Below are 24,177 nucleotides of genomic sequence, written 5' to 3' on the forward strand. Positions count from 1 at the left end.
AGCTGTTTCATTTAATACCTTGTCAACGTTTTAGATCATTCATAAATTTGCGCAAAGGCACGCACCGATAGCTCCTGACATCATATGATGTAGGAAGTAAGGGAACGGTGGAGGGGGGCTTAAAAGAATTGCGTCTTGAACGATTAACCATGGATAAGATTAAAATATTTTTAACATACGACGATTTATATGAAAGAGGAATGACGAAAGAAGATTTATGGCACGATGCACCTAAAGTTCATCAATTATTCAGGGACATGATGAAGGAAGCGAGTGTTGAACTAGGATTTGAGGCTGTTGGGCCAATCGCTGTTGAAGTCTTTTCAATGCAGGCGCAAGGCATGGTTATTATCATGACGAAAGCTGGAAACCACTCACTTGATGATGATTATGACGAAGACTATATTGAAATGCAGGTTACACTCGATGAAAGTGACGATATTTTTTATGAGTTTGTGAGCTTTGAGGACTTTATTTCACTCAGTGCACACTTGATTAGAAAAGGGGTGGAGAGAGGCAGGCTCTACGCTTTTGAAAATCGGTATTTTTACAGTCTAAGTATAGAGGAAGTTACTCCAAGCGAGCTTGAAGGCTTAGTGGCCATTTTAGCTGAGTTTGGCAGCCCCTCGACGTTAACGAAGTATCGGGTAGAGGAGTATGGAAAAGTCGTCATTCCTCATTCGGCTCCCAAAGTCATTGACCAGTTCTTTTTGTCGACATAAATGATTGGTGGTGAGGCTTCCCGTTTGATCGGTCAGCCTCATTTTGACTGCCATTTTTGGCGTAATGGCTCGGCTGAAAAAATACGTACAAGCCTATAGAAAGAAACGACTGTTATACCTTTCAAATCAAGATGACAACGTGTATACTAATCTGTGAATGAGGCAAGAATAGTGTGTTGAAACACAGGAGGTACATGGACTGATGGCAACCAAGGAAACTAAGGGCTCTCATGAGGGGCAGACAGATATTTTAATATCGACCCAGACAGTAATCATGAAGGCGTTGGAAAAACTGGGCTACCCAGATGAAGTGTATGAACTACTAAAAGAGCCAATTCGTTTACTAACCGTCCGCATCCCTGTCCGAATGGATGACGGCTCAATTCAAATATTTACTGGCTACCGTTCTCAGCACAATGATGCGGTTGGTCCAACGAAAGGTGGCGTCCGCTTTCATCCAAACGTAACGGAGAAAGAAGTCAAGGCCTTATCAATCTGGATGAGTTTGAAAGCTGGCATTGTTGATCTACCTTATGGTGGTGGAAAAGGCGGTATTATATGTGACCCACGTGAAATGTCGTTTAGAGAGCTTGAGCGATTAAGTCGGGGATATGTACGAGCCATTAGCCAATTTGTTGGACCTTCGAAGGATATTCCAGCACCTGATGTATTTACAAATTCGCAAATTATGGCTTGGATGATGGATGAGTATAGCCGCATTGATGAATTTAATAACCCTGGATTTATAACCGGAAAGCCTATCGTTCTAGGGGGTTCTCACGGGCGTGAGTCAGCAACTGCAAAAGGTGTTACGATTTGTATAGAGGAAGCGGCGAAGAAAAAGAATATTGATATTAAAGGGGCTCGTGTCGTTATCCAAGGTTTTGGTAACGCAGGGAGCTTTCTTGCAAAGTTTATGCACGATGCCGGAGCGAAAGTCATTGCCATTTCAGACGCGTATGGTGCATTGCATGATCCGAACGGTCTCGATATCGATTATTTGCTTGATCGCCGAGATAGTTTTGGTACAGTGACGAAGCTGTTTAACCATACGATTTCCAATAAAGAGCTGCTTGAGCTTGATTGTGATATTCTCGTTCCGGCAGCGATTGAAAACCAGATTACGAAGGACAATGCCAACGATATTAATGCCCGTATTGTCGTCGAAGCTGCAAATGGGCCGACGACGCTTGAAGCGACGAAGCTGTTAACCGAGCGGGAAATTCTGCTTGTGCCGGATGTCCTCGCCAGCTCTGGCGGCGTCACTGTTTCTTACTTTGAATGGGTGCAAAACCGTCAAGGCTATTACTGGAGTGAAGAAGAGGTTGAAGAAAAGCTCCGTGATGTGATGGTCAAAGCATTTGCGAATATTTACACGACAGCTACGAATCGCCGAATTGATATGAGGCTCGCTGCATACATGGTTGGTGTTCGTAAAATGGCAGAAGCCGCGAGATTTCGTGGGTGGATTTAATTTAGACAGACTGAAGGAAACGTTGATGAGGGGTGGCTTACAGGCCATCTCTTTTATGGTTTTTGAAAACGGAAGGAGAATTTTTCATGTCAATCGAGAATCAGGCGCAGCAAGAACAAGTCGTGATCGTTGGTGGGGGACCATGTGGTTTGTCGGCAGCGATCGAGCTCCAAGAGAAAGGTGTTGTGCCCCTCGTTATTGAAAAAGGAAATATCGTTGACGCCATTGCTCAGTACCCAACACATCAAACTTTTTTTTCAACGAGTGAAAAGCTGGAAATTGGTGATGTTCCATTTATTATTGAAGAGCGGAAGCCCCGCCGGAGCCAAGCGCTGGCATACTATCGTGAAGTCGTTAAGAAGAAAAATTTGCGTATTCATGCATTTGAGACAGTGAGTCGTGTTGCTCCAGCTGAAGGTGGCGGCTTTTTTGTTATGTCTGAGACATTCGATGGTCCGCGTGTCTATCGTGCAAAAGCTGTTGTGTTAGCGACAGGCTATTACGGTCACCCGAATGTGATGGATGTTTCAGGAGAAGAGTTGCCCCACGTATCCCATTATTTTAAAGAGGCGCACCGTTATTTTGATCAGCGAGTCGTTGTCATTGGTGGTAAGAACTCTGCAGTCGATGCTGCGCTTGAATTAGAAAAGGCCGGAGCACATGTGAGCGTTCTGTATAGAGGCCCTGAGTATTCAGCAAGCATTAAGCCTTGGATTTTGCCAGAATTTGAAGCGCTCGTAAGGCATGAGAAAGTGTCAATGACATTCAATGCCCAGATTAAAGAGATCACCTCTGATGAAGTTGTGTATGCCGTTGGGAACGAAGATCAGCGAATTGCATGTGATTTTGTCTTTGCGATGACGGGCTATACACCCGATCATGGGCTTTTTCGCGAAGCCGGAATCAAAGTTGATGAAGACACTGGACGCCCTTTTTTCAACGAAGACACGATGGAAACAAACGTGCCCAACCTTTACATCGCTGGTGTCGTAGCCGCAGGAAATAACGCAAATGAAATATTTATTGAAAATGGGCGCTTTCACGGAGGTAAAATTGCCAATGCGCTTATGCAGCATTCGTTGACTTCATTGAAAAAAGAGGTGAATCACGATGCCTAACATTTCGTTAATTACAACGGGAGGTACCATCGCAAGTAAACCGAATGAAAAAGGTTTACTCGCTGCGGGCGTGATGCTCGGGGATGAGGTTGCTTCCCTTTGTAAAATGCCCCAACATTATACAATTAATGTCGTTTCTCTCTTTCAGCTACCAAGCATGCATATAACAGAAGGAGAGATGCTCACTTTAAAGAAAACCGTCGAAACGGTTTTAGCGGACGATTCGGTTGACGGTATTGTTATTACACACGGAACAGATTCTTTAGAAGAAACCGCCTATTTTCTCGACCTGACGATCTCTGATGATCGTCCGATCGTCCTTACAGGCAGTCAGAAGTCGGCAAACGACCTTGGAAGTGATGTGTATACGAACCTTCGAAATGCAATGCTTGTAGCCGGAAATACAAGCTTGCATGGCGCTGGTCCGGTCGTTGTTTTTAACGAGCGCATTTGGCCTGCGCGGTATGTACAAAAGGTACATGCGTCGAATGTGCAAGGCTTTGCAACGTTTGGTTATGGTTATTTAGGCATCATTGATCAAGATATCGTTCATGTCTATCAAAAGCCAGTTGATCGCGATGTTTATCCCGACGTCCATACCTTTCCGAGAGTTGATATCGTTACTTGCTATACCGGTGCTGACCGAACGGCTGTTGACGCGTTCGTAGCAGAAGGTGCTCGCGGGATCATTATTGAAGGCAATGGGCGCGGGCACGTACCTCCCGCGGTGGTACCAGGTATTTTGGCGGCAATTGATGAAGGGACAGCAGTCGTTTTAACGACGAGTGCAGAGGAAGGATATGTGTTTCCGGCCTATGATTATACTGGGAGCGCGTATCAACTTGCTGAACAAGGCGTCATTCTCGGGAAGGATTATGATGCGAAAAAAGCCCGCGTGAAGCTTGCTTGTGCTCTTTCTTCTCATGGGTCACCTGCGCGTGCATTCGCCCGTTAGCATAACATTCCTTTTAAAAATCAGTGCCTTTTGAAATTTTTCATGATACGATAATACATACATGCCAAACTAAGCTGGAGGGATCAGATGCTCCCCATTATTTCAGCGGGAATTGCTCCCGGGGCAGCCCTCTTATGTTATTTTTATTTGCGCGATAAATATGAAGCAGAGCCCATTCATATGGTAGCTAAAAGCTTTCTCGTCGGCTTTGCAATTGTTTTTCCTATTATGTTTTTGCAGTATGCCATCACGCATGAAGCTGCCATTGATTCTCCATTGTTTGAGGCATTCGTCCAAACATCCTTTCTTGAGGAGTTTTTTAAATGGTTTGTGCTTTACTATACAGTGTATCATCATGTCGAGTTTGATGATTATTATGACGGGATTGTCTATGGGGTTGCCGTTTCCTTAGGATTTGCGACATTCGAGAACATTCTGTATATTTTTGCAAATGGCATTGACACGGCTTTTGGAAGAGCGTTACTGCCTGTGTCAAGTCATGCGCTATACGGTGTTATTATGGGTTATTACCTTGGACGGGCTAAGTTTGCTATCACTAAGAAGCGCTATGCCTGGCTGCTGCTATCATTTTTCGTTCCGTTTATTCTCCACGGTATATATGATTATATTATGCTATTCTTTAAAAAAAATTGGCTCGTTTGGATTGTTCCATTTATGGTTTTTCTTTGGTGGCTTGGTTTAAAGAAAGTGAAGAGCGCCAATCAGAGAAGCCGGAAACAAACCTTTGACCTATGATCATTGATGGGCGCTTCAATCTTCAATGCGCACGACATCTCATTTCATTTAAAGTTTAAAAAAATAAAATAAGCGTAGACGACATCAAAAACGATCTTGTCTCCTCTTTAACGTCCTCTTTTAGAGGGCGTTTTTTACATGGCAAAAGGTCTGCCTTGATCAGTTTTCATAAATCAACCACCAATTGAATAAAACGATTAACTCAGCAAATACTACCCACCAAAGCCTGTAAAAGGTGATCTTCGATGAACGGAGGGTAAAAGAGAGTGAATAAGCAACGATGGAAAATAATCATAGCTGTATGTCTCGTTTTAAGCTTAAGTCAGACAGCGTCTGTTCAAGCCTTTACAAATCAAGTCATTCAAAAGGGTGCTGTCGGTGATGATGTTATTGAATTGCAATCACGCTTGCAATACATCGGTTTTTATCAGAGTCAAATTGATGGAAAGTTTGGTTGGAGTACGTATTGGGCTTTAAGAAACTTCCAAGAAGATTTTGGACTGGATATCGATGGGCTGGCTGGTCCACAGACAAAGGAAAAACTCGTCAACGCGTCTCAATACGACGAACCTTACGTGAAAAATTATTTAAACAGTGGAAAGCGCTTTACGTATTACGGCGGGAGCTATAAAAAAAATCAGTCCGGCGGAAAACAAAACAATTCTTCGGGCGAAAAGCAACAAAGTCCTGGACAGCAGCAGCCGTCAGGGGGTGGGGGCAAGCAGCCTACTAAGCCAGTTAATGTCCCTGCAGGATATTCTGAAAATGATATTCAACTGATGGCCAATGCGGTGCACGGAGAGGCACGCGGAGAACCTTATGAAGGTATGGTTGCTGTTGCCGGTGTCATTTTAAATCGCATTAACAGCGCAACGTTTCCTGACTCAGTCTCTGGCGTCATCTTTGAGCCGCGTGCGTTTACAGCTGTTGCAGACGGGCAGATTTGGTTAACCCCGAATGAAACATCAAAACGGGCCGTACTCGACGCGATCAACGGTTGGGATCCGAGTAGCGGCGCCTTATATTATTTTAATCCAGATACAGCTACATCACCATGGATCTGGACTCGTCCACAAATTAAACAAATTGGTGCTCATATTTTCTGTAAATAAGAAAGGAGAGGATGAAAATGGCCAAAAACATAATCATTGCCGTTTTAGCTCTTGGCGTAATTGGGGCTGGCTTTTGGGGCTATCAAGAGCGCCAAGGGAAAGAAGCAGTTATGAACCACGCGGAAAACAATTACCAACGAGCATTTCATGACCTTGCTTATCGTGTCGGCTACTTAAAAGACAAAGTCGGAACATCACTAGGCATTCAATCAGATGCTCAAATGAAAAAAACATTAACAGATGTTTGGAAGGTGAGTGCCGAAGCACATTCTGATGTTGGACAGCTCCCTTTACGACTCATGGCTTTTAATAAAACCGAAGAATTTCTGTCTAACATTGCTGAATTCAGCTATCGGACGAGTTTCCGTGACTTATCTGAAAATCCGATGACAGATCAAGAGAAAAAAACATTGAAAACGTTGTATAAAGACGCAAAGTCGATTGATGGCGAGCTAAAGAACGTCCAGAAAAAAGTTCTTCAAGACCATTTAAAATGGATGGATGTGCAAATGGCGCTTGCTTCTGATGAAGAGCCGATGGACAACACGATTATTGACGGATTTAAAACTGTTGAACAGCAATCCGAAAAATACAATGAAAACACCGACTTTGGCACTGATGTGAAACGTTTGAATGACCACTACAATACGAAAATGTCTTTTGCTGGAAAACCGATTTCTGAAAAACAAGCCGTTCGTAAAATGAAAAAGTTCTTCGAGCTAGAGGGCGAATATGAAACGACGGTGAAAGAGAGCGGCGGAGGTGCGGATTACGCATTTTATTCGGTGACATTATCAAATGACAAGGAAACCTTTACTGGCGACATTTCTAAAAATGGTGGCGTCCCCATCTGGCTATTAAATAGCAGAGAAGTGCAAGATCCAACCGTCTCGTTAAATAAGGCTGCTGATAAAGCCGCATCCTTTCTAAAAAAGCACGGCTATGGGAAGGTTGAATTGCACGAAAGCAGCCAGTATGACAATGAAGGGCTATTTACCTTCGTGAAAAAGATCGACGAAATTCATTATCTCCCAGCGTCCATTCGCGTAAAGATTGCTTTGGACAATGGAGAGCTGGTCGGTTTTGATGCACGCCAGTATTTAATTGAAGACCCGAAAGATCAAGAAGCTTTAAATGCGACGCCTGCATTGTCAGAGGAGGAAGTGCTTGAACCAATTCGTGAGACGATGGACATTCAGCAATCATCCCTCGTCTTCACCGAAAATGAGTTTGGTGAGGATGTGCTCTGCTATGAAGTATACGCTGTTATGGATGGTGACACGTATCGACTTCTAATCAACGCCAACACGGGTGATGAAGAGGACGTTGAACAAGTTGAAAGCACAGAAAACGTTTTTGAGAATGCTGTGTAAAAAAATAGAAGCTTGAGCTTCGGTGCGTAGACAAAAGACCTATTTGGTTTTGTCTACGCTTTTTAGCTCTATAAAATGATTTTTCACGAGCTGAAATAAAGTTTACTTAGCGGAGAGGTTTAAATGACTTCCTTTTTTTAACGGCTTCGGGCATAATGAAAAAAAGGGGGTTATGACCATCGAATTAGGTACAAAGATGTGGCTGCGCCTTCAAGGTTTGGAAAAAAAGGAGTATGTCGGTGCAGTTGTCGATGAAGATCAAGAAAATATTTGGATTATGATTGACAAAGAATTAATGAAGTACGTTGAAGAAAAAACGTGCATTCTTTCTTTTCGGGAATATAGTGGTGCGCTACAAACGTTTACAGCTGAGCATACTGCGGTGCGAAAGGAAGGAAACGTATGGATGGCTGGATTTCGTAAGCCTGCGCCTGAGCATATCCACCGCATTCAACGACGCAATTTTTTGCGTGTCGAAGCCAAGCTTAATGTCGCAGTCTATGGGATGGAAGAAGATGATCTTGAGCCGTTTGTTACGACGACATATGATGTGAGCGGAGGAGGCGTATCTATTTGGATGCCGCGCGGTACTGAGCTCGTCCGTGAACAGCAAGTGTTACTGTATATTTCCCTCCCGCTTAAAAAGGAAGAAAAGCCTACATTAATTAAAACATTGTTTAATCCACTCCGGCACACTCAAGTAGAGGGTGGAAATGAACGTTGGGGCGGCGAATTTTTAGATATTAGCGAGCAGGATCGCAAAAAGCTCGTTCGTTATACGATGTTTGAACATGCGCGAAAAGCGAGAGCATAAAAAAGATTCAAATGAGGCACGTTATCTAAAAAAGGAGCAAGTGATGAAAAGAGTAGAGCGGATCATTCTTATTCTCACTTTATGGCACTTTTTGTTTCTTTGCATTGCTCAATACGTCAATCTGTCCGCTGGCGGCGAAAGTGTAACGCGGCTCACCAAATATGAAGGTGTTGAACAGATTGATGAACAAGAAAAAACGACACGTCGTTAGACCAGGAAAGGCACGCTGTGGTATGATAAGGAAAAAAGTTAGGGAGAGAATGTATGCAAGAGAGTATTGCCGTTGCCATTGACGGCCCGGCTGCAGCAGGCAAGAGCACCGTGGCCAAAAAAGTGGCTGGCTATTTTAATTATCTATACATAGATACAGGAGCGATGTACCGGGCATTTGCATGGTATGCAGTGCAAAATGGCGTCGACCCTGCGAGTGAAAAAGAAACAAGAGAGCTGTTACCTTCATTTGCGATGGATTTCCAGAGAAAAGGGAAAGCTCAGCGCGTGTTTGTCGGTCAAGAAGACGTGACAGAGGCGATTCGTACGAAGGAGATGGGGCTGTATGCTTCTGCTGTTGCTGTGCATCCACCCGTCCGCCATCATTTAGTGGCACTCCAACGCGAAATGGCTGCGCAAAGGGCAGTCGTTATGGATGGTCGAGATATTGGTACAAATGTACTGCCTAATGCAGATGTGAAAATCTTTTTAGTTGCTTCGCCAGAGGAACGAGCAGAGAGACGATGGAAGGAATATCAGAGCAAAGGGCAAGACGCTGATTTAGCACTTCTGTTGGAGGACATCCGTAAAAGAGACAAGCAGGATATGGAACGAAAGGTTGCACCATTAAAAAAAGCATCTGACGCGATTGAAGTCGATACGACGGCAATGCCTTTAGACGATGTTGTAGCGCGTATTGTTCAAGTCGTAAAGCAGAAGGTGGCGTCATGACCAAAACATACACGGTCGGTAAAACACTTTGCGCAGGCTTTTCAAAAGCTTTATTTAAATTTGAAGTTATTGGTGAGGAGCATATCCCTAAGACGGGCGGTGTTCTTTTATGTTGCAATCATAGGTCGAATTATGATCCTGTCCTTTTAGGCGTTGCCTGTCCGCGAAAAGTGCGCTATATGGCGAAAGACGAGCTTTTCAAGGCGCCTCCTCTAAAGTGGCTGATGAATCAGCTCGGTGTCATTCCTGTCCGTCGCGGTGCTTCTGATAAGCAAGCGTTACGCAAAGGCCTTCAAGTGTTAAATGATGGGGATGTATACGGAATGTTTCCTGAAGGAACACGAAGTAAAACAGGCGAGCTTGGCGAAGGGATGAGTGGTGCGGGTTTTTTTGCACTGCGATCTAACGCTGCGATTGTGCCAAGTGCGGTTATCGGTGATTATCAACCTTTTCAAAAAGTGAAAGTCGCTTTTGGACCGCCGATCCCATTCGAGACTCTTCGTAAAGAAAAAGCGTCATCAAAACAGGCAACTGAGTTGATTATGAGCGAAATCTCTGCTTTAATAGAACAGTACAAGTAATAATGACTTGACAAACTGAAGTATTTATAAGAAGTTAGAGAAAAGAACTTTCGTAGCACCAAAGGAAGATATGATTTGTTCTACCTTTCTTTTGTGGAATACGTAGTTTGTTGGGATTCAAGGAGGTTGTTTACATGGTTGATGAAGTAAACCAAGAGCAAGAAATGTCCGAAATCAAATCTTTTTCTGCGGGCGATTTAGTGAAGGGTACTGTCACTAAAATCGAAGATAAGCAAGTTCTCGTAGACGTAGGATATAAAGTGGATGGGATTGTACCTATTAAATCATTATCCAGTTTGCACGTCGAGTCACCTGCAGATGTTGTAGAAACCGGTGAAGAGTTAGAGTTAAAAGTGATCAAAATTGATGACGATGAATTAATCTTGTCCAAGCAAGCAGTGGATGAAGAAAAAGCATGGGAAGACCTAGAGCAAAAATTTGAAAACAACGTGACTTTCGAAGCGGAAGTGAAAGAAGTTGTTAAAGGTGGACTCGTCGTAGATTTAGGCGTCCGTGGCTTCATCCCAGCTTCTCTAGTCGAGCGTCACTATGTAGAAAACTTTGACGACTATAAAGGTCGTACTTTGACACTAAAAGTGCTTGAGCTTGACCGAGACAAAAATCGTGTCATTCTGTCACACCGTGCTGTTGTTGATGAGGAAATTCAACAGAAAAAAGGTGATACGCTTGCTTCATTAGAAGCAGGACAAGTGTTGCCTGGTACAGTTCAGCGTTTGACTGATTTTGGTGCGTTTGTAGACATCGGTGGCATTGACGGCCTAGTTCATATTTCACAATTGGCTCACCATCATGTTGAAAAGCCATCTGATGTTGTTGAGGAAGGTCAAGAAGTACAAGTGAAAGTGCTTTCTGTTGATCACGACAATGAGCGCATTTCTCTGTCCATTAAAGAAACACTTCCTGGTCCATGGGAAGAAGTTGCAAATAAAGTTCAAGCTGGCGATGAGCTTGACGGTACTGTAAAGCGCCTTGTTTCTTTCGGTGCGTTCGTAGAAATCTTGCCTGGTGTTGAAGGTCTCGTTCATATTTCACAGATCTCGAACCGCCATATTGGTACGCCTCATGAGGTGTTAGAAGAAGGACAGGAAGTTCGCGTGAAAGTGCTAGAAGTGAACCCGGATGAGCACCGGGTATCATTAAGCATTCGCGACCTGCTTGAAGAGTCTGCTCAAGAAGAACACCACGCTGTAACTCCTTCTTATGAGGAAGAAGATGGTTCCGGTGTGAAGCTTGGCGACTTGTTTGGCGACGCTTTGAAAAAATTTAAATAATGGTGATGTTGTGAAACGCGCACAAAGAAAACTGGATCATATTCAAGGAGCTATGGTAGAAAAGGAGACAGGCGGAGCTGGTTTTGAGCATGTCACTTTTATCCACCAAAGTCTGCCTGAGTGTGATTTGCGAGACGTTTCACTGCAATCTGGAATAGGCGAACTTACATTAAGTTCGCCTATTTTTATCAATGCGATGACAGGTGGCGGTGGAGAAGAAACGTTTCTGATTAATCAAGGCATTGCCCGCGTGGCGAGAAAAACAGGCGTGGCGATGGCTGTCGGTTCTCAAATGGCTGCTGTCAAAGATCAAGCCCAAAGATATACATACGAGGTCGTCAGAGAAGAGAATCCAGACGGTATTTTGTTTGCAAATCTTGGGATGGATGCCACTGCTGAGCAAGCAAAAGAGGCCGTTGATATCATTGCCGCAGATGCACTGCAAATTCACTTAAATGTGATTCAAGAGCTTGTCATGCCTGAAGGAGATCGCTCGTTTTCAACGGTTTTAGCCCGTCTAGAACAGATTGTACAAGCGATTAATGTGCCAGTGATCGTTAAGGAAGTTGGTTTTGGGATGAGCTATGAAACCGCTCGAAGCTTACAGTCAATTGGTGTAGCGGCAGTGGATGTCGCTGGTTTCGGGGGCACAAACTTTTCAAGAATTGAGAATGACCGTCGCACTCGTTCGATGGACTTTTTTAATGAGTGGGGCATCCCGACGACTTGCGCGTTGGCTGAGCTTCGCTTACGACATCTGCAGGTTCCAGTGTTAGGGTCTGGCGGGATTACGTCGCCTTTAGATGTGGTGAAGGCGCTCGCTTTAGGCGCCTCAGCAGTTGGTGTGGCTGGTATAGCGTTAAGGACGTTTATGTCTGAAGGGGAAGAAGCGCTTGAGCAGTTGCTGGTTGATTGGCACAATGACATGATCACCATCATGACAGCGCTTGGTGTGACGAAGCCTCAGCAGTTGTCTAGTGCTCCTATACTCGTATCTGGATATGTACATCATTGGCTGACGGAGCGTGGATTATATACGAGCGAGTTCGCTCAACCGAAGTAAAGCCAAGCGGTGTATGCTTTTTACAGCAACGCTTGGTTTTTCACGTGCTTTGTGATTGAAATGCGTCCTAATGAGTCATAATGGAGGCTAGAGGTGATTAAATTGTGGCCCTCCTTCGGCTTATTATGGCTTGCGTGGCTCGTATGGTTATACATGACATTTTTTGCAGAACGCTCGGCTCGGAGAACCCGAGTCGCTGCTAGTGTTTTAAGTGCGATTATTTTGTCTGCGCTTGAAGTTCCCTTCTTTTATGAAAACCAAGTCAATGCAGGCTTTGTCTTTGTTGGCTGGCTCGGGTTTTGGCACATTTTTAACAATGCTGGGGGCTCGCTTCTGCGCCGGTTTTTTTCAATGCTTACGTGTGCTTTTTGTTTCGCATTTTTTGAGTTGTTTTTATTATATGATCCTGTATGGACAGTACTCGATAAACAATGGTTGGTCGGATCCATTCTTTTTTTTCTGACACTCCTTTTGGCGAAGCGTACAATTGATCGATTGTCGTATATTGCTGGTGGGATGGTGCAAGGAGCCTTTCTCGTCATGCTTGTATTAAAAAAAGTGAACATGTCTTATATGCTTGGTACAATGATACAGGCTGATATACTTGTCGTCGTTTTATTATTGCATGGTGGATGGCACTTCATGAAAGCAGGCATTCGAAAGTTAGAAGCGAAAGTGTTGCAAAAACAAGGGTGGACCGGGCGTGTCTAGACTGTCTTTGATAGAAGTGTGACTAAAAGATTGTAAAAAAAGAAAGGTGGGAAACGCATGAGTAAACCCGTTTTAGCGATTGTTGGTCGACCGAATGTCGGGAAATCAACGATATTTAATCGCTTGATAGGTCAAAGGTTGTCGATCGTTGAAGATACACCAGGCGTAACGAGAGACCGTATATACGGCACATCAGAGTGGATTGGCACTGATTTTCATGTCATCGATACAGGCGGGATCGATTTACGGGATGAACCCTTGCTTGCCCGTGTCCGTGAGCAAGCAGAAATCGCTATGGACGAAGCAGATGTGATTTTATTTATGGTCAATGGGCAGGAAGGCGTTACTGCAGCAGATCAAACGGTTGCCGAACGCTTATATCGAAGTGGAAAGCCCGTGCTTCTTGTGGTCAACAAAATGGATAATCCACAAATGCGCGAAGATATTTACGACTATTATGCGCTAGGCTTTGGGGAGCCTTATCCGGTTTCAGGAGCGCATGGAAGTGGATTAGGTGATTTACTGGATGCTGTCGTGGAAGCTTTTGGTTCGCTGACAACGGAAGAGGATGAAGATCCTGAAGCCATTCGTTTTTCATTTATTGGTCGACCGAATGTCGGGAAATCCTCGCTCGTCAATGCCATTCTTGGTGAAGAAAGAGCGATCGTATCAGATATTCCTGGTACGACACGCGATGCGACAGATACACCATTTGAGCATGATCAGCAATCGTATGTCATTATGGACACAGCCGGTATGCGTAAACGTGGGAAGGTTTACGAAAAAACGGAAAAATACAGCGTTCTACGGGCACAAAAGGCGATTGAACGATCGGATGTTTGTGTCATCGTCTTAAATGGTGAGGAAGGGATTATTGAGCAGGATAAAAAGATTGCTGGTTATGCCCATCAAGGTGGACGGGCGGTTGTCATTGCGGTTAACAAATGGGATGCTGTTGAAAAAGATGAAAGAACGATGCAGAGCTTCTCTAAGAACGTTCGTGCTCATTTTCCCTTTTTAGCTTATGCACCGATTGTTTTTTTATCAGCACTGACGACAAAACGGATGCATACCCTTCTTCCTGCCATCCGATTAGCAGCTGATAATCACGCGATGCGCGTCCAGACAAACGTACTAAATGACGTCATTTCCGATGCAGTGGCCGTCAATCCTCCGCCAACTGACAAAGGTCGACGATTAAAGGTGCTCTATGCCACTCAAGTGAGTGTAAAGCCACCGACCTTCGTGCTGTTTGTGAACGACCCTGAGCTACTTCATTTTACTTATCAGCGTTTCTTAGAAAATAAAATTCGTGAGGCATTTGATTTTACCGGAACACCGATTAACATTTACCCGCGCATGCGAAAAAAAGAGCGGTAAAGTAAAAGGAGGAATGAAGGTGGCACGAATCGCAGTTATTGGCGCCGGAAGCTGGGGCACTGCCTTGTCAATGGTTCTTGCTGATAATGGGCACAGTGTATCGTTGTGGACACATCGTGAAGATCTCGCGAACGATATAAATGAACGTCAGCAAAATGAGCAATATTTACAAGGTGTTAAGCTACCTGAATCGATTCAAGCGACGACATCACTCGAAACCGTTTTAGAGGACGTGCATACATGCATCCTCGCTATCCCGACAAAGGCACTCCGTGAGGTGTTAAGGCAAATGATCCCCGCCTTAACGAAAGAACTATGTTGGGTCCATGCACTAAAAGGGATCGAGCCGGGAACTTATCTAAGGCCGTCAGAAATTGTCCGTGCAGAAATTCCTGATCATTTTCGAAAAGACGTTGCTGTTTTATCCGGACCAAGTCATGCTGAAGAAGTGTGTGAACGAAAGCCGACGACCGTTGTTATTGCTGCTGCTCGTATGGAAACGTCAACGTTCGTACAAGATTTATTTATGAACGATGTTTTTCGTGTGTATACGAATGCTGATTTTGTCGGTGTCGAGCTTGGCGGCGCGTTAAAAAATATCATTGCGCTCGGTGCTGGCATTTCTGATGGTTTAGGGTATGGCGACAACGCAAAAGCGGCTTTAATTACGAGGGGATTAGCGGAAATCTCTCGCCTTGGCAGTCGTCTTGGTGGAAATCCTTTAACGTTCTCTGGCTTGACTGGCATGGGTGATCTCATTGCCACATGTACGAGTGTGCATAGTCGTAATTGGAAGGCGGGCTATCTTTTAGGAAGTGGTCACTCACCAGAGGAAACGCTTAGTCAAATGAAGATGGTTGTTGAAGGTGTTCGAACGACTGAAGCGGTCTACCAGTTAGCCAGTGAGCGTGACGTAGATATGCCGATTACTCGTGCCATTTATGATGTTTGGTTTAAGGAGAAGGAAGCAAAGGTCGCTGTAGATGAGTTGATGAGTAGAGACCGCCGGAGAGAAATGGAGTTGTTCGGTGAAGAACCTTTTTAAATAGGCAGTAGCGCGCTCATTTTTAGCTGTTAACGCATACGTTAAAGGAAAGCCCCTAGGGTTGAATAGGTGAATGAAAGCCTGTAAAACTAAAACGGCTAGGGGCTTGTGGCGTTCAAGGGAAAGTTGTAACGGCGGGGGAGGCCTCGCCGCTTTTTTATTCACTTTATAGTAAATCAAGGCGAAAGTCATTTTGCCTGTGATATAATGGGACGTGTTTAAAGGAGGGGAAGTCATGTCTGTTGGGCTTATAAAAATGTGGATTGCACTTGGAGCAATCGGACTGATGTTTTTAGCTGTTGTGTTTATTTTGGCAAGCCGCTTTAAATTACAAGGGTTTTTTAAAAGCTTTACTGCGGTGATTGCATACATATGCATGGTTTTTGCAGGTCTTCTGATTGTTTTTGTCGTTTTTTCAGGACCGGTTGATTCGTAAGGGGTGGATGAAAATGATACGAAGACAGATGGTAGTCGTTCTGACGGTGAGCCTCTTATTCCTGTCGGGGTGTATGTATCCTCGTGACTATGGTTCTTCGGCTCCGCCAGATGAACAGATCATGTTTGTCCAAAATGCTGTTGACCGCTTTCAGGAGCAAACAGGCGTTTTTCCGATTAAAAATAGTGAAGAAGATACGTCCGTCTATGAAAAATATACGATTGATTTTAGAAGGCTTTTAAACGGGTTTTTAAGTGAAGTTCCCTCTAATGCGTATGAAGCGGGAGGACATTATCAGTATGTGCTCGTTGATCCCGATGAGGCACCTAAGGTTAAGCTGATTGATTTACGGCATGCAGAAGAAATGCGTAGTTTACGACTACAATTAAACAGTTACATGCAGCGTTCAAATTATTTGCCTGTAGCCAGGGTGAAAGAAAATGGCCTGTTAGAAATAGATTATGAGAAAATGGGCTTAGATGAGCCGCCGTATGTAGAAAGTCCATATTCTCAAACGACGCTACCGATTGTGTTTGACGCTTCGGGAAATCTATATGTCGATTATGCTCCTGATATTTTTATGGCGTTGGAAGAAGGAGCGGAGGAGCCAGCGGGAGATTTGCGAGAGGTATTGGTTACAGACCATCCGATTGTTCCTGCTTTCTCAGTTCCGTATGCGATGGAAGATGAAACAATTGTTGCGCAAAAAGAATAAAAGGCATGCATTCAACCTCCGAATCATACGATGTGATGACGGAGGTTGTTTTATGTAGAGGGACTCGCAATCATTCAACGATCGTCCAAACGTAGTCATATTTTTTATGGCGATGCTCATACATTGAGTTATGGGGTGAAGGGTGCCTTTACGAAAAATGGATGGTCACAAGTATATGCGGGAGGGGAAGCAATGGAAAGAGTTGATATCTTCAAGGACATCGCAGAGCGCACCGGCGGTGATGTGTACCTTGGCGTAGTCGGAGCCGTTCGCACAGGCAAGTCTACTTTTATTAAGAAGTTTATGGAATTGGCTGTGCTGCCAAACATTGAAAACGAATCCGATCAAGCAAGAGCTCAGGACGAGCTGCCACAAAGTGCAGCAGGGCGGACGATTATGACGACTGAGCCAAAGTTTATACCGAATCAAGCCGTTTCAATTCAAGTTGATGAAGGTCTTGATGTCAACGTTCGCCTCGTTGACTGTGTTGGATACGCCGTCAAAGGCGCAAAAGGGTACGAAGATGAGAATGGGCCACGTATGATTCATACGCCTTGGTACGAGGATCCAATTCCGTTCACAGAGGCTGCTGAAATAGGAACGCGCAAAGTGATTCAAGAGCACTCTACGATTGGGGTCGTCGTTACGTCTGATGGCACGATCGGCGAGATCGATCGTCGCGATTTTATTGAGGCGGAAGAGCGGGTCATCTCAGAGCTTAAAGAAGTTGGTAAACCATTTATTATGGTCATCAATTCTGCTCAGCCTCATCACCCAGATACGGAAGAATTAAGAATGTCACTCGAAGAACACTACGATATTCCTGTATTAGCAATGAGTGTCGAAAGCATGCGAGAGCAAGATGCATATAGTGTGCTTAGAGAAGCGTTGTATGAGTTCCCAGTGCTTGAAGTCAATGTCAATTTGCCAAGCTGGGTCATGGTGTTGAAAGAAGATCACTGGCTGCGAGAGAGCTACCAAGCAGCGGTCCGCGATACGGTAAAAGATATTAAGCGCCTACGCGATGTTGATCGTGTTGTGGGACAATTTAGCGACTATGAATTTATTGATCAGGCTAATTTAGCCGGCATCGAAATGGGGCAAGGGATCGCGGAAATTGACTTATATGCACCAGATGATCTCTACGACCGTATTTTACAAGAGGTAGTCGGTGTGCAAATTCGCGGTAAAGACCATCTGCTCGAGTTGATGCAAAACTTTGCACATGCCAAAACGGAATACGATCAAGTATCTGATGCATTAAGAATGGTCAAGCAAACGGGGTATGGCGTAGCAGCTCCGGCACTGACAGATATGAGTCTTGAAGAACCAGAAATCATTCGTCAAGGACCTCGTTTCGGGGTGCGTTTAAAGGCAGTTGCACCATCAATTCATATGATTAAGGTCGATGTAGAATCTGAATTCGCCCCAATTATAGGCACCGAAAAACAGAGCGAAGAGTTGGTAAGGTATTTAATGCAAGACTTTGAGGATGATCCATTGTCCATTTGGAATTCGGATATTTTCGGACGTTCGTTAAGTTCGATCGTTCGTGAAGGGATCCAAGCAAAGCTCTCATTGATGCCAGAAAATGCGCGATATAAACTTAAAGAAACATTAGAGCGTATTATTAACGAAGGCTCTGGAGGCTTGATCGCGATTATTCTTTAATTTTGTACGCCTGCCACAGGGCGTTTTTCTTGTGCGCCAGGCATGGTGACGATCTAGGTGGTGAAAGTCCACTGTGGGGGTACACATCAACCAACCACTAAGGAAGCGCAAGGTACTTACTGTGAGGTAAGGGCTGAAGGAAGCGTGGAATAAAATCTTGGCTCGACGAACAGAAATCTGATACGAAGGCTCTATAAAAGGATGAGGCTCCAAGACAAGTCAAAGTCCAAAAGATGTGCGTAACTTTATGGAGTAAATCAGGCGAGTAAAAGAGGAAAGATCGTTGTCTTACCCTGGGAGGTCTCACGGACAGCTAAGGAGTCCCCTAACAAGAAAGCTGGTTCGAAAAAGGTTTACCGTGAGAAGTCAGCCGAAGCCATAGTAGTGAGACTGATCACGAAGGGCTGAACAATTTATAGTGTTTCTACGCCAAGAATGCACGAAAGATAAACTTCAGAATGTGTTAATGAGGAAAGTATGAGCGTATCTCAAAGGATACTCAATAAACGCCTAAGACAGAGGGGTATCCCCTTTGCCTTAGATTACTATCTAAAAGTACACACTGCGATATAAATTGAACCGCCGTATACGGAACCGTACGTACGGTGGTGGTGAGAGGGGCGGAAAGTGATTCAACTTTCCCTTCTACTCGATTTTAGGCGATAAACTGAATGCGTTGATGCTAAAGGGTGTAGATGACGTCAAAAATGACTTTATCTGCGCTCTTTTAGTAAGATAAGGGGTCTACGCTCGTATCCGTTGCCTGTCTCTTGAGAAGTGAGCTTCTGTTCACCTATATCGTATGATTAAGTCAGTTTTCCGAAAAAAGTTGTATGCAAAGTATTATAAATAAGCGGTTTTGTCTACACTGGAGATGTCAGCTTGCAGAAAGTGATCTGTCAAACGAAGGAGGATGAAGGATTTTCAACTGTCTTCGTCATAAATTGTATCTATTTTCGTAATATGACTGGAATTTAAGTCCGTATCAACTTTTTTCCGCGTGAATCCCGAAAAAACAGCGTAAAATGATTGAATTCTCGGATGTGATCGTTTAATATAAGGCTGTCAGTCTCAAGGCTGGCCTGAATGAAAGGCTATTTTTGACTAAAAAACAGTAAAGTAAAATGAACCTGTTTTTGATCTTTTTGGGAGGAGGTGATTGGCATGAACAAAACAGATCTCATCAATGCTGTCAGCGAATCCGCAGAACTTTCCAAAAAGGAAGCAACTCAAGCGGTCGACGCAGTATTTGAAAGCATCAGCGATGCTTTAAAAGACGGAGATAAAGTACAGTTAATCGGTTTTGGAAATTTCGAAGTTCGTGAGCGTGCTGCACGTAAAGGTCGCAATCCGCAAACGGGTGAAGAAATCGAAATTCCTGCAAGTAAGGTGCCGGCCTTCAAGCCTGGTAAAGCCCTTAAAGATGCTGTGAAGTAATACATAGATAGGGCATAAAAAGAGTCGCAAACCGTGTGTTTGTGACTCTTTTTTCGATAAGGCGATTGTTTTGACGTGTAATGCCCGATAAGATGATCCATATGCTCCGTTTTCTTTACGATGGCACCGGCATTGTGCTAGAATTTCTATAATATCGGCGTAACACGATCGATCGCATCTGGATATTCTTCGGAGGTTGTGTTCCTTCATTTTGGCACCCGTCAGTCGATCGATAAGGAGGCAATTGATAATGAATGACAAAAATAGTGAGTTTATCGTAATTAAAGCAGAGGAAGATGGCGTTAACGTCATCGGGTTGACTCGTGGGACAAATACACGATTTCACCATTCTGAAAAGCTTGATGATGGTGAGGTTATGATTGCTCAGTTTACGGAGCACACTTCTGCAATTAAAGTAAGAGGGAAAGCACTCATTAAAACGAGCTTTGGAGAAGTTCATGGTGGAGAACAGGAAAAATAAGCACGATGATCTGAATCATTTTCGCAGTGACCAGGTGACTATATGTGTTACAATAACGGCAGACGAAGAGAAAAGTCGGCAGACAGACAAGGGTGAGGATTTTTGCGTATGTGTAGAGAAACATTGAATGAACTTCGAAAACGAATGAATAAAAGGCTCGATCACCCTGCGCTTCGCCATGCAGTGCCTGTTCCCGAAATTGATGAGGACCGCATGCTTTTTTTGTATGCAATGATGAAGGAAGCGAATTTTACAGAAGAAGATACACGTACATACATTGTACCGGTCATGCTCGTACAGTTAGCCATGGATACGCATGAATTTGTACGTCCTCAATCAAAAGAGATATCAAACAATGATCGAGAACAACAGCAAATGACTGTTCTCGCGGGAGATTTTTATAGCGGCATGTATTATCGGTTACTGTCCTACACCGGGGACATAAACTTTATTCGTGCTGTATCGCAGGGTGTCAAAGTCATTAATGAAGCTAAGGTGAAGCTGTACGAGGAAACGTCTCAAACTGTTGAGCAAGTATTAGACGTGATAGTACACATTGAGACGTCCATTCTTGGAAGTGTTGCTGAGTTTTTACAAACGCCTTCACTGAAAATGATTGCAGAAGACTTTTTTCTGTTGAAGCGCCTCATAAAAACACGGCAGAAAAACGAGCACGCGTCACCTTTTGCTTTTTTATTTGAACAAAACCCAGGTGGAGAAGGCCGTTTTCTTGACCGCGCTATTGAAAAAATTCAAGGCCGTTTAGAAAAAGCGTTAAGCGGGGTTCATGAAGAAGTACGAGAGCGTGTTCATGACCTGATTTCCCAGCCGCATGAACAGCAACAGCGGTACATAGAGGAAGGTTTATCATGAATCATTTGAACAGACAATCGAAAGAAGAAAAGGTTCACGGTGTATTCGAGAAAATCTCGAGTCAGTACGACCGAATGAATTCAGTGATCTCATTTAATAAACATAAATCGTGGCGAAAATACACAATGAAGCAAATGAACGTTCATGAAGGAGCAAAAGCGCTTGACGTATGTTGCGGAACAGGTGACTGGACGTTCGCTTTAGCAGAACAGGCAGGTGCAGAAGGGGCTGTCTACGGTCTTGATTTTAGCGGTAACATGCTTCAAGTAGCTAAGGAAAAAGAGCCATTGCCCAATCAAGCGCCAATTACGTGGGTTCAAGGAAATGCAATGGAGCTCCCTTTTGAAGATCATACGTTTGATTACGTGACCATTGGCTTTGGCTTGCGAAATGTTCCTGATTATAAGGCTGCGTTAGCTGAGATGGCAAGAGTGGCCAAGCCGGGAGGAAAAGTGGTTTGTTTAGAAACCTCACAACCGACGATGCCGGTCTTTAAGCAAGGCTACCACCTCTATTTTCGAACGATTATGCCAAGGCTTGGGAAATGGTTGGCGAAAAGCTATGACGAATATGCATGGTTGCAGGAATCAGCGCGAGATTTTCCTGGAAAGGATGAGCTCGCTCACTTATTTTCGAGTGTTGGCCTAGAAATGAAAGAGATTAAAAGCTTTACAGGCGGTGTGGCAGCCATGCATTTGGCAAGTAAACCACAGAAGTCGCAGCCTTAAACCGATTTGAAGATAAAGGTGAGTCAAGTCCATGAAATTACGAACGATTTATGCACACCTAGATAGCGAATTAAAAACAATTGAAAAGACGCTGGAAAAAACCGTTTTTTCTTCTGAAGAAACGTTGCAAGAAGCGTCGACCCAATTGTTAAAGGCCGGTGGTAAACGAATCCGTCCGATCTTTGTGTTGTTGTCAGGTCGTTTCGGGTCATATGATCGCAGTATCTCTGAAAAGGTAGCTGTATCACTCGAAATGATTCATATGGCTTCGCTCGTTCATGACGACGTCGTCGATGATGCAAAGCTTCGTCGAGGTCAAGAAACGGTCAAATCGAAATGGGATAACCGAATCGCAATGTACACAGGCGATTATATTTTTGCTAAATCGCTTGAGCTGATGACAGAAATTGAGTCTGTACAAGCCCATCAGCGTCTGGCTTATACAATTGTTGAAGTGTGTAAAGGCGAGCTAGAACAGGTGAGGGAAAAGTTTGATTGGGAGCAATCAATGAGAGTCTATTTACGACGCATTCGTCGGAAGACGGCGCTCTTAATCGCGGCGAGCTGTCAACTAGGTGCACTGGCAAACGATGCGCCTATAGATGCTGTGCGTGCGCTGTATCGATTCGGTTACAATGTTGGCATGGCCTATCAGATTACCGATGATGTGCTTGACTTTACCGGAACCGAAAAACAGCTCGGCAAACCTGCTGGCAGTGATTTAGCGCAAGGAAATATTACTTTGCCAGTGTTATATGCCATACAGAATCCAGAGGTAAAACAGCACTTACGACATTTGATTGCTCAACATACGAGTGAAAGTGTGAACCAGGCTGTCAATGTCGTATTACAATCAGGTGGCATCCGTTATAGTGAGCAGTTAAGTGATCGGTATTTGCAAAAGGCGCTTACGTCACTCGAGGTGCTACCGAATACCCGAGCTAAAAAAACACTTAAAGACATCGCCGAGTATATTGGTCGTCGCAGATATTAACTTCATTTTTATCCTTATTTTTGACAGTAAAGCTAAAGGTCTCACTTTTGGTCTTAGCTTTGACTGTCATTGAACTTTTAGACTCTTTTTAGTAGACTATACAATATGAAGTGTTTATTTCCAGAAGGACGAAGGAGAGTACATATATGGAAAAAACGTTTGTTATGGTCAAGCCGGATGGGGTTCAGAGAAACTTGATTGGAGAAATCGTACATAGGTTTGAAAGAAAGGGCTTTCAGCTTGTTGGTGGAAAATTGATGTCAGTTTCTGAAGAGCTTGCTAAGGAACATTATAAAGAACATGTAGACAAGCCATTCTTTACAGACCTCGTCGACTTTATTACTTCTGGGCCAGTATTTGCAATGGTCTGGCAAGGTGAAGGAGTCGTTGAAACCGCTCGCCATCTTATTGGCGCGACTAACCCAGCTAAAGCACCACTTGGCACGATCCGTGGAGATTTTGGTGTTGTCGTTCCGCGAAATGTCATTCATGGAGCAGATTCGCCTGAAAGCGCTGAGCGCGAAATGGGTCTGTTTTTCTCAGCGGATGAGTTAGTAGAATATAACAAAACAATTGATCAATGGCTTGTGGAATGACGGTAGCCGAACAGCCGACCTGAGATAACAGGTCGGCTTTTCAAGGTAATTAACGACATAATGAATGTTTTTGGGGAAGAAGAGGAGAGAGCTACGGTGAATAGCCTAGAAGAAAAAGACTACAAAGCGTTTATCGAACATTATAAGAAAGCAACTGGCATTGATTTAAACCTTTATAAGGAAAAACAGATGAAACGAAGATTTAAAACGCTTCGTGATAAGCTAGGTTTTGACAGCTTTGACGCTTTAGCAGTTGCAATGGTGCAAGATGAGGATATTAAGCAGCAATTTTTAGAAAAAATGACGATTAACGTTTCCGAATTTTATCGAAATAAAGAGCGCTGGGATTATTTAGGGCAACATATCTTGCCGGAAATGTATAAAGACCGGCAAAGACCACTTCGCATTTGGAGCGCAGCCTGCTCGACCGGTGAAGAGCCGTATACGATTGCGATGATTATGAAGAAACAACGTATTCGTGCGAATATTCTAGCGACTGATGTAGATGCAACGGTCCTTGCGGCTGCTCGGAAAGCGATTTACAAACCACATGTCATTAAACAAGTGCCAAAGGAAGAATTAGATGCTTACTTCGTTGAATCGGCAAATTTTTGGGAACTTTCAACGTCAGCTCTACCACAAGTAGAGTTTCGTTTACATGACTTGTTAAAGGATTCATATCCATCCCAGCAAGATCTGATCATTTGTCGAAATGTTTGTATTTACTTCACTGAAGAAGCGAAAGACGGAGTTTACCAGCGTTTTGCTGATGCGTTGACGAAGGGTGGCCTGTTGTTTGTCGGTAGCACAGAACAGATTTTTCGTCCTGAACGCTATGGCTTCAAACATGAAGGTCATTTTTTTTACCGTAAATTATAGGACAAACCGGCGCAAATATGCTATGATTT

General features: G+C 43.9%; 26 protein-coding genes. All 26 read left to right on the top strand.

Features of this window, described 5'->3' with window-relative positions; all coding sequences use genetic code 11:
- Positions 1-128 precede the first annotated feature (128 nt).
- The 26 genes from G4V62_RS01400 (at position 129) to G4V62_RS01525 (ending at position 24,148) form a co-directional block, all read left to right on the top strand.
- Entirely contained in the window at positions 129-722 is a 594-nt protein-coding gene (locus G4V62_RS01400; RefSeq protein ID WP_165199088.1) for a genetic competence negative regulator, read from the top strand.
- Between the two features lie 202 nt (positions 723-924).
- Complete coding sequence (locus G4V62_RS01405) at positions 925-2,196, top strand: Glu/Leu/Phe/Val family dehydrogenase (protein ID WP_165198976.1); 1,272 nt, start codon at positions 925-927, stop codon at positions 2,194-2,196.
- An 86-nt stretch (positions 2,197-2,282) separates the two neighbouring features.
- Positions 2,283-3,314: a YpdA family putative bacillithiol disulfide reductase gene (locus tag G4V62_RS01410; RefSeq protein ID WP_165198977.1), complete on the top strand. Its 1,032-nt coding sequence runs from the start codon at positions 2,283-2,285 to the stop codon at positions 3,312-3,314.
- Entirely contained in the window at positions 3,307-4,269 is a 963-nt protein-coding gene (locus tag G4V62_RS01415; protein ID WP_165198978.1) for an asparaginase, read from the top strand. Before G4V62_RS01410 ends, G4V62_RS01415 begins: the two co-directional genes overlap by 8 nt.
- A gap of 87 nt (positions 4,270-4,356) precedes the next feature.
- On the top strand, positions 4,357-5,025 hold the full coding sequence (gene prsW, locus G4V62_RS01420) for a glutamic-type intramembrane protease PrsW (protein WP_165198979.1): 669 nt from the start codon (positions 4,357-4,359) through the stop codon (positions 5,023-5,025).
- Between the two features lie 287 nt (positions 5,026-5,312).
- Positions 5,313-6,137, top strand: coding sequence for a spore cortex-lytic enzyme (gene sleB, locus G4V62_RS01425; protein WP_312855413.1), 825 nt, complete (start codon positions 5,313-5,315; stop codon positions 6,135-6,137).
- A 17-nt stretch (positions 6,138-6,154) separates the two neighbouring features.
- Positions 6,155-7,510: a germination protein YpeB gene (gene ypeB / locus G4V62_RS01430; RefSeq protein WP_165198981.1), complete on the top strand. Its 1,356-nt coding sequence runs from the start codon at positions 6,155-6,157 to the stop codon at positions 7,508-7,510.
- Positions 7,511-7,682: 172 nt separating this feature from the next.
- Positions 7,683-8,324 carry a flagellar brake protein gene (locus G4V62_RS01435; protein WP_165198982.1) on the top strand — a complete coding sequence of 214 codons (642 nt, stop codon included), beginning with the start codon at positions 7,683-7,685 and terminating at the stop codon, positions 8,322-8,324.
- Positions 8,302-8,535, top strand: coding sequence for a DUF5359 family protein (locus tag G4V62_RS01440; RefSeq protein ID WP_165198983.1), 234 nt, complete (start codon positions 8,302-8,304; stop codon positions 8,533-8,535). Before G4V62_RS01435 ends, G4V62_RS01440 begins: the two co-directional genes overlap by 23 nt.
- A gap of 53 nt (positions 8,536-8,588) precedes the next feature.
- A complete protein-coding gene (cmk, locus tag G4V62_RS01445) occupies positions 8,589-9,266 on the top strand; it encodes a (d)CMP kinase (RefSeq protein ID WP_212508613.1) in 678 nt (225 codons plus the stop codon).
- The gene (locus G4V62_RS01450; protein ID WP_165198984.1) at positions 9,263-9,847 is read left to right on the top strand and encodes a lysophospholipid acyltransferase family protein; all 585 of its coding nucleotides are present in this window, start codon (positions 9,263-9,265) and stop codon (positions 9,845-9,847) included. The genes cmk and G4V62_RS01450 overlap by 4 nt, the downstream gene beginning before the upstream one ends.
- 134 nt (positions 9,848-9,981) lie before the next feature.
- Positions 9,982-11,139 carry a 30S ribosomal protein S1 gene (gene rpsA / locus G4V62_RS01455; RefSeq protein WP_165198985.1) on the top strand — a complete coding sequence of 386 codons (1,158 nt, stop codon included), beginning with the start codon at positions 9,982-9,984 and terminating at the stop codon, positions 11,137-11,139.
- Positions 11,140-11,149: 10 nt separating this feature from the next.
- A complete protein-coding gene (gene fni, locus G4V62_RS01460) occupies positions 11,150-12,202 on the top strand; it encodes a type 2 isopentenyl-diphosphate Delta-isomerase (protein ID WP_165198986.1) in 1,053 nt (350 codons plus the stop codon).
- A 93-nt stretch (positions 12,203-12,295) separates the two neighbouring features.
- The gene (locus G4V62_RS01465) at positions 12,296-12,913 is read left to right on the top strand and encodes a YphA family membrane protein (protein WP_165198987.1); all 618 of its coding nucleotides are present in this window, start codon (positions 12,296-12,298) and stop codon (positions 12,911-12,913) included.
- A gap of 57 nt (positions 12,914-12,970) precedes the next feature.
- On the top strand, positions 12,971-14,293 hold the full coding sequence (gene der, locus G4V62_RS01470; protein ID WP_165198988.1) for a ribosome biogenesis GTPase Der: 1,323 nt from the start codon (positions 12,971-12,973) through the stop codon (positions 14,291-14,293).
- 19 nt (positions 14,294-14,312) lie between these two features.
- On the top strand, positions 14,313-15,338 hold the full coding sequence (locus G4V62_RS01475; RefSeq protein ID WP_165198989.1) for an NAD(P)H-dependent glycerol-3-phosphate dehydrogenase: 1,026 nt from the start codon (positions 14,313-14,315) through the stop codon (positions 15,336-15,338).
- Positions 15,339-15,573: 235 nt separating this feature from the next.
- Positions 15,574-15,774 (top strand): DUF2768 domain-containing protein, encoded by a 201-nt coding sequence (locus tag G4V62_RS01480; RefSeq protein WP_165198990.1) that lies wholly within the window; start codon positions 15,574-15,576, stop codon positions 15,772-15,774.
- Positions 15,775-15,787: 13 nt separating this feature from the next.
- On the top strand, positions 15,788-16,489 hold the full coding sequence (locus tag G4V62_RS01485; protein WP_165198991.1) for a YphF family lipoprotein: 702 nt from the start codon (positions 15,788-15,790) through the stop codon (positions 16,487-16,489).
- Between the two features lie 192 nt (positions 16,490-16,681).
- Complete coding sequence (gene spoIVA / locus G4V62_RS01490; protein ID WP_165198992.1) at positions 16,682-18,160, top strand: stage IV sporulation protein A; 1,479 nt, start codon at positions 16,682-16,684, stop codon at positions 18,158-18,160.
- 1,164 nt (positions 18,161-19,324) lie between these two features.
- Positions 19,325-19,597 (top strand): non-specific DNA-binding protein Hbs, encoded by a 273-nt coding sequence (gene hbs, locus G4V62_RS01495; RefSeq protein ID WP_165198993.1) that lies wholly within the window; start codon positions 19,325-19,327, stop codon positions 19,595-19,597.
- Between the two features lie 250 nt (positions 19,598-19,847).
- The gene (mtrB, locus tag G4V62_RS01500) at positions 19,848-20,078 is read left to right on the top strand and encodes a trp RNA-binding attenuation protein MtrB (RefSeq protein ID WP_212508616.1); all 231 of its coding nucleotides are present in this window, start codon (positions 19,848-19,850) and stop codon (positions 20,076-20,078) included.
- Between the two features lie 108 nt (positions 20,079-20,186).
- Positions 20,187-20,951 (top strand): heptaprenyl diphosphate synthase component 1, encoded by a 765-nt coding sequence (locus tag G4V62_RS01505; protein ID WP_165198994.1) that lies wholly within the window; start codon positions 20,187-20,189, stop codon positions 20,949-20,951.
- Positions 20,948-21,679, top strand: a complete 732-nt coding sequence (locus tag G4V62_RS01510; RefSeq protein ID WP_165198995.1) for a demethylmenaquinone methyltransferase — start codon at positions 20,948-20,950, stop codon at positions 21,677-21,679. The genes G4V62_RS01505 and G4V62_RS01510 overlap by 4 nt, the downstream gene beginning before the upstream one ends.
- Before the next feature lie 31 nt (positions 21,680-21,710).
- Positions 21,711-22,673: a heptaprenyl diphosphate synthase component II gene (hepT, locus tag G4V62_RS01515; RefSeq protein ID WP_165198996.1), complete on the top strand. Its 963-nt coding sequence runs from the start codon at positions 21,711-21,713 to the stop codon at positions 22,671-22,673.
- Positions 22,674-22,819: 146 nt separating this feature from the next.
- Positions 22,820-23,269 (top strand): nucleoside-diphosphate kinase, encoded by a 450-nt coding sequence (gene ndk, locus G4V62_RS01520; RefSeq protein WP_165198997.1) that lies wholly within the window; start codon positions 22,820-22,822, stop codon positions 23,267-23,269.
- Positions 23,270-23,365: 96 nt separating this feature from the next.
- Positions 23,366-24,148 carry a CheR family methyltransferase gene (locus tag G4V62_RS01525; protein WP_312855407.1) on the top strand — a complete coding sequence of 261 codons (783 nt, stop codon included), beginning with the start codon at positions 23,366-23,368 and terminating at the stop codon, positions 24,146-24,148.
- Positions 24,149-24,177 lie beyond the last annotated feature (29 nt).

Origin of the sequence: Litoribacterium kuwaitense, assembly GCF_011058155.1 — a bacterium.
Lineage (GTDB): Bacteria > Bacillota > Bacilli > Bacillales > DSM-28697 > Litoribacterium > Litoribacterium kuwaitense.

What these genes read in the sequence shown, in the direction of transcription:
- G4V62_RS01405 (WP_165198976.1), top strand. Translation starts at nt 925, where the DNA reads ATGGCAACCAAGGAAACTAAGGGCTCTCATGAGGGGCAGACAGATATT.
- G4V62_RS01410 (WP_165198977.1), top strand. Translation starts at nt 2,283, where the DNA reads ATGTCAATCGAGAATCAGGCGCAGCAAGAACAAGTCGTGATCGTTGGT.
- G4V62_RS01415 (WP_165198978.1), top strand. Translation starts at nt 3,307, where the DNA reads ATGCCTAACATTTCGTTAATTACAACGGGAGGTACCATCGCAAGTAAA.
- prsW (WP_165198979.1), top strand. Translation starts at nt 4,357, where the DNA reads ATGCTCCCCATTATTTCAGCGGGAATTGCTCCCGGGGCAGCCCTCTTA.
- ypeB (WP_165198981.1), top strand. Translation starts at nt 6,155, where the DNA reads ATGGCCAAAAACATAATCATTGCCGTTTTAGCTCTTGGCGTAATTGGG.
- G4V62_RS01435 (WP_165198982.1), top strand. Translation starts at nt 7,683, where the DNA reads ATGACCATCGAATTAGGTACAAAGATGTGGCTGCGCCTTCAAGGTTTG.
- G4V62_RS01440 (WP_165198983.1), top strand. Translation starts at nt 8,302, where the DNA reads ATGCGCGAAAAGCGAGAGCATAAAAAAGATTCAAATGAGGCACGTTAT.
- cmk (WP_212508613.1), top strand. Translation starts at nt 8,589, where the DNA reads ATGCAAGAGAGTATTGCCGTTGCCATTGACGGCCCGGCTGCAGCAGGC.
- G4V62_RS01450 (WP_165198984.1), top strand. Translation starts at nt 9,263, where the DNA reads ATGACCAAAACATACACGGTCGGTAAAACACTTTGCGCAGGCTTTTCA.
- rpsA (WP_165198985.1), top strand. Translation starts at nt 9,982, where the DNA reads ATGGTTGATGAAGTAAACCAAGAGCAAGAAATGTCCGAAATCAAATCT.
- der (WP_165198988.1), top strand. Translation starts at nt 12,971, where the DNA reads ATGAGTAAACCCGTTTTAGCGATTGTTGGTCGACCGAATGTCGGGAAA.
- G4V62_RS01480 (WP_165198990.1), top strand. Translation starts at nt 15,574, where the DNA reads ATGTCTGTTGGGCTTATAAAAATGTGGATTGCACTTGGAGCAATCGGA.
- G4V62_RS01485 (WP_165198991.1), top strand. Translation starts at nt 15,788, where the DNA reads ATGATACGAAGACAGATGGTAGTCGTTCTGACGGTGAGCCTCTTATTC.
- spoIVA (WP_165198992.1), top strand. Translation starts at nt 16,682, where the DNA reads ATGGAAAGAGTTGATATCTTCAAGGACATCGCAGAGCGCACCGGCGGT.
- hbs (WP_165198993.1), top strand. Translation starts at nt 19,325, where the DNA reads ATGAACAAAACAGATCTCATCAATGCTGTCAGCGAATCCGCAGAACTT.
- mtrB (WP_212508616.1), top strand. Translation starts at nt 19,848, where the DNA reads ATGAATGACAAAAATAGTGAGTTTATCGTAATTAAAGCAGAGGAAGAT.
- G4V62_RS01505 (WP_165198994.1), top strand. Translation starts at nt 20,187, where the DNA reads ATGTGTAGAGAAACATTGAATGAACTTCGAAAACGAATGAATAAAAGG.
- G4V62_RS01510 (WP_165198995.1), top strand. Translation starts at nt 20,948, where the DNA reads ATGAATCATTTGAACAGACAATCGAAAGAAGAAAAGGTTCACGGTGTA.
- hepT (WP_165198996.1), top strand. Translation starts at nt 21,711, where the DNA reads ATGAAATTACGAACGATTTATGCACACCTAGATAGCGAATTAAAAACA.
- ndk (WP_165198997.1), top strand. Translation starts at nt 22,820, where the DNA reads ATGGAAAAAACGTTTGTTATGGTCAAGCCGGATGGGGTTCAGAGAAAC.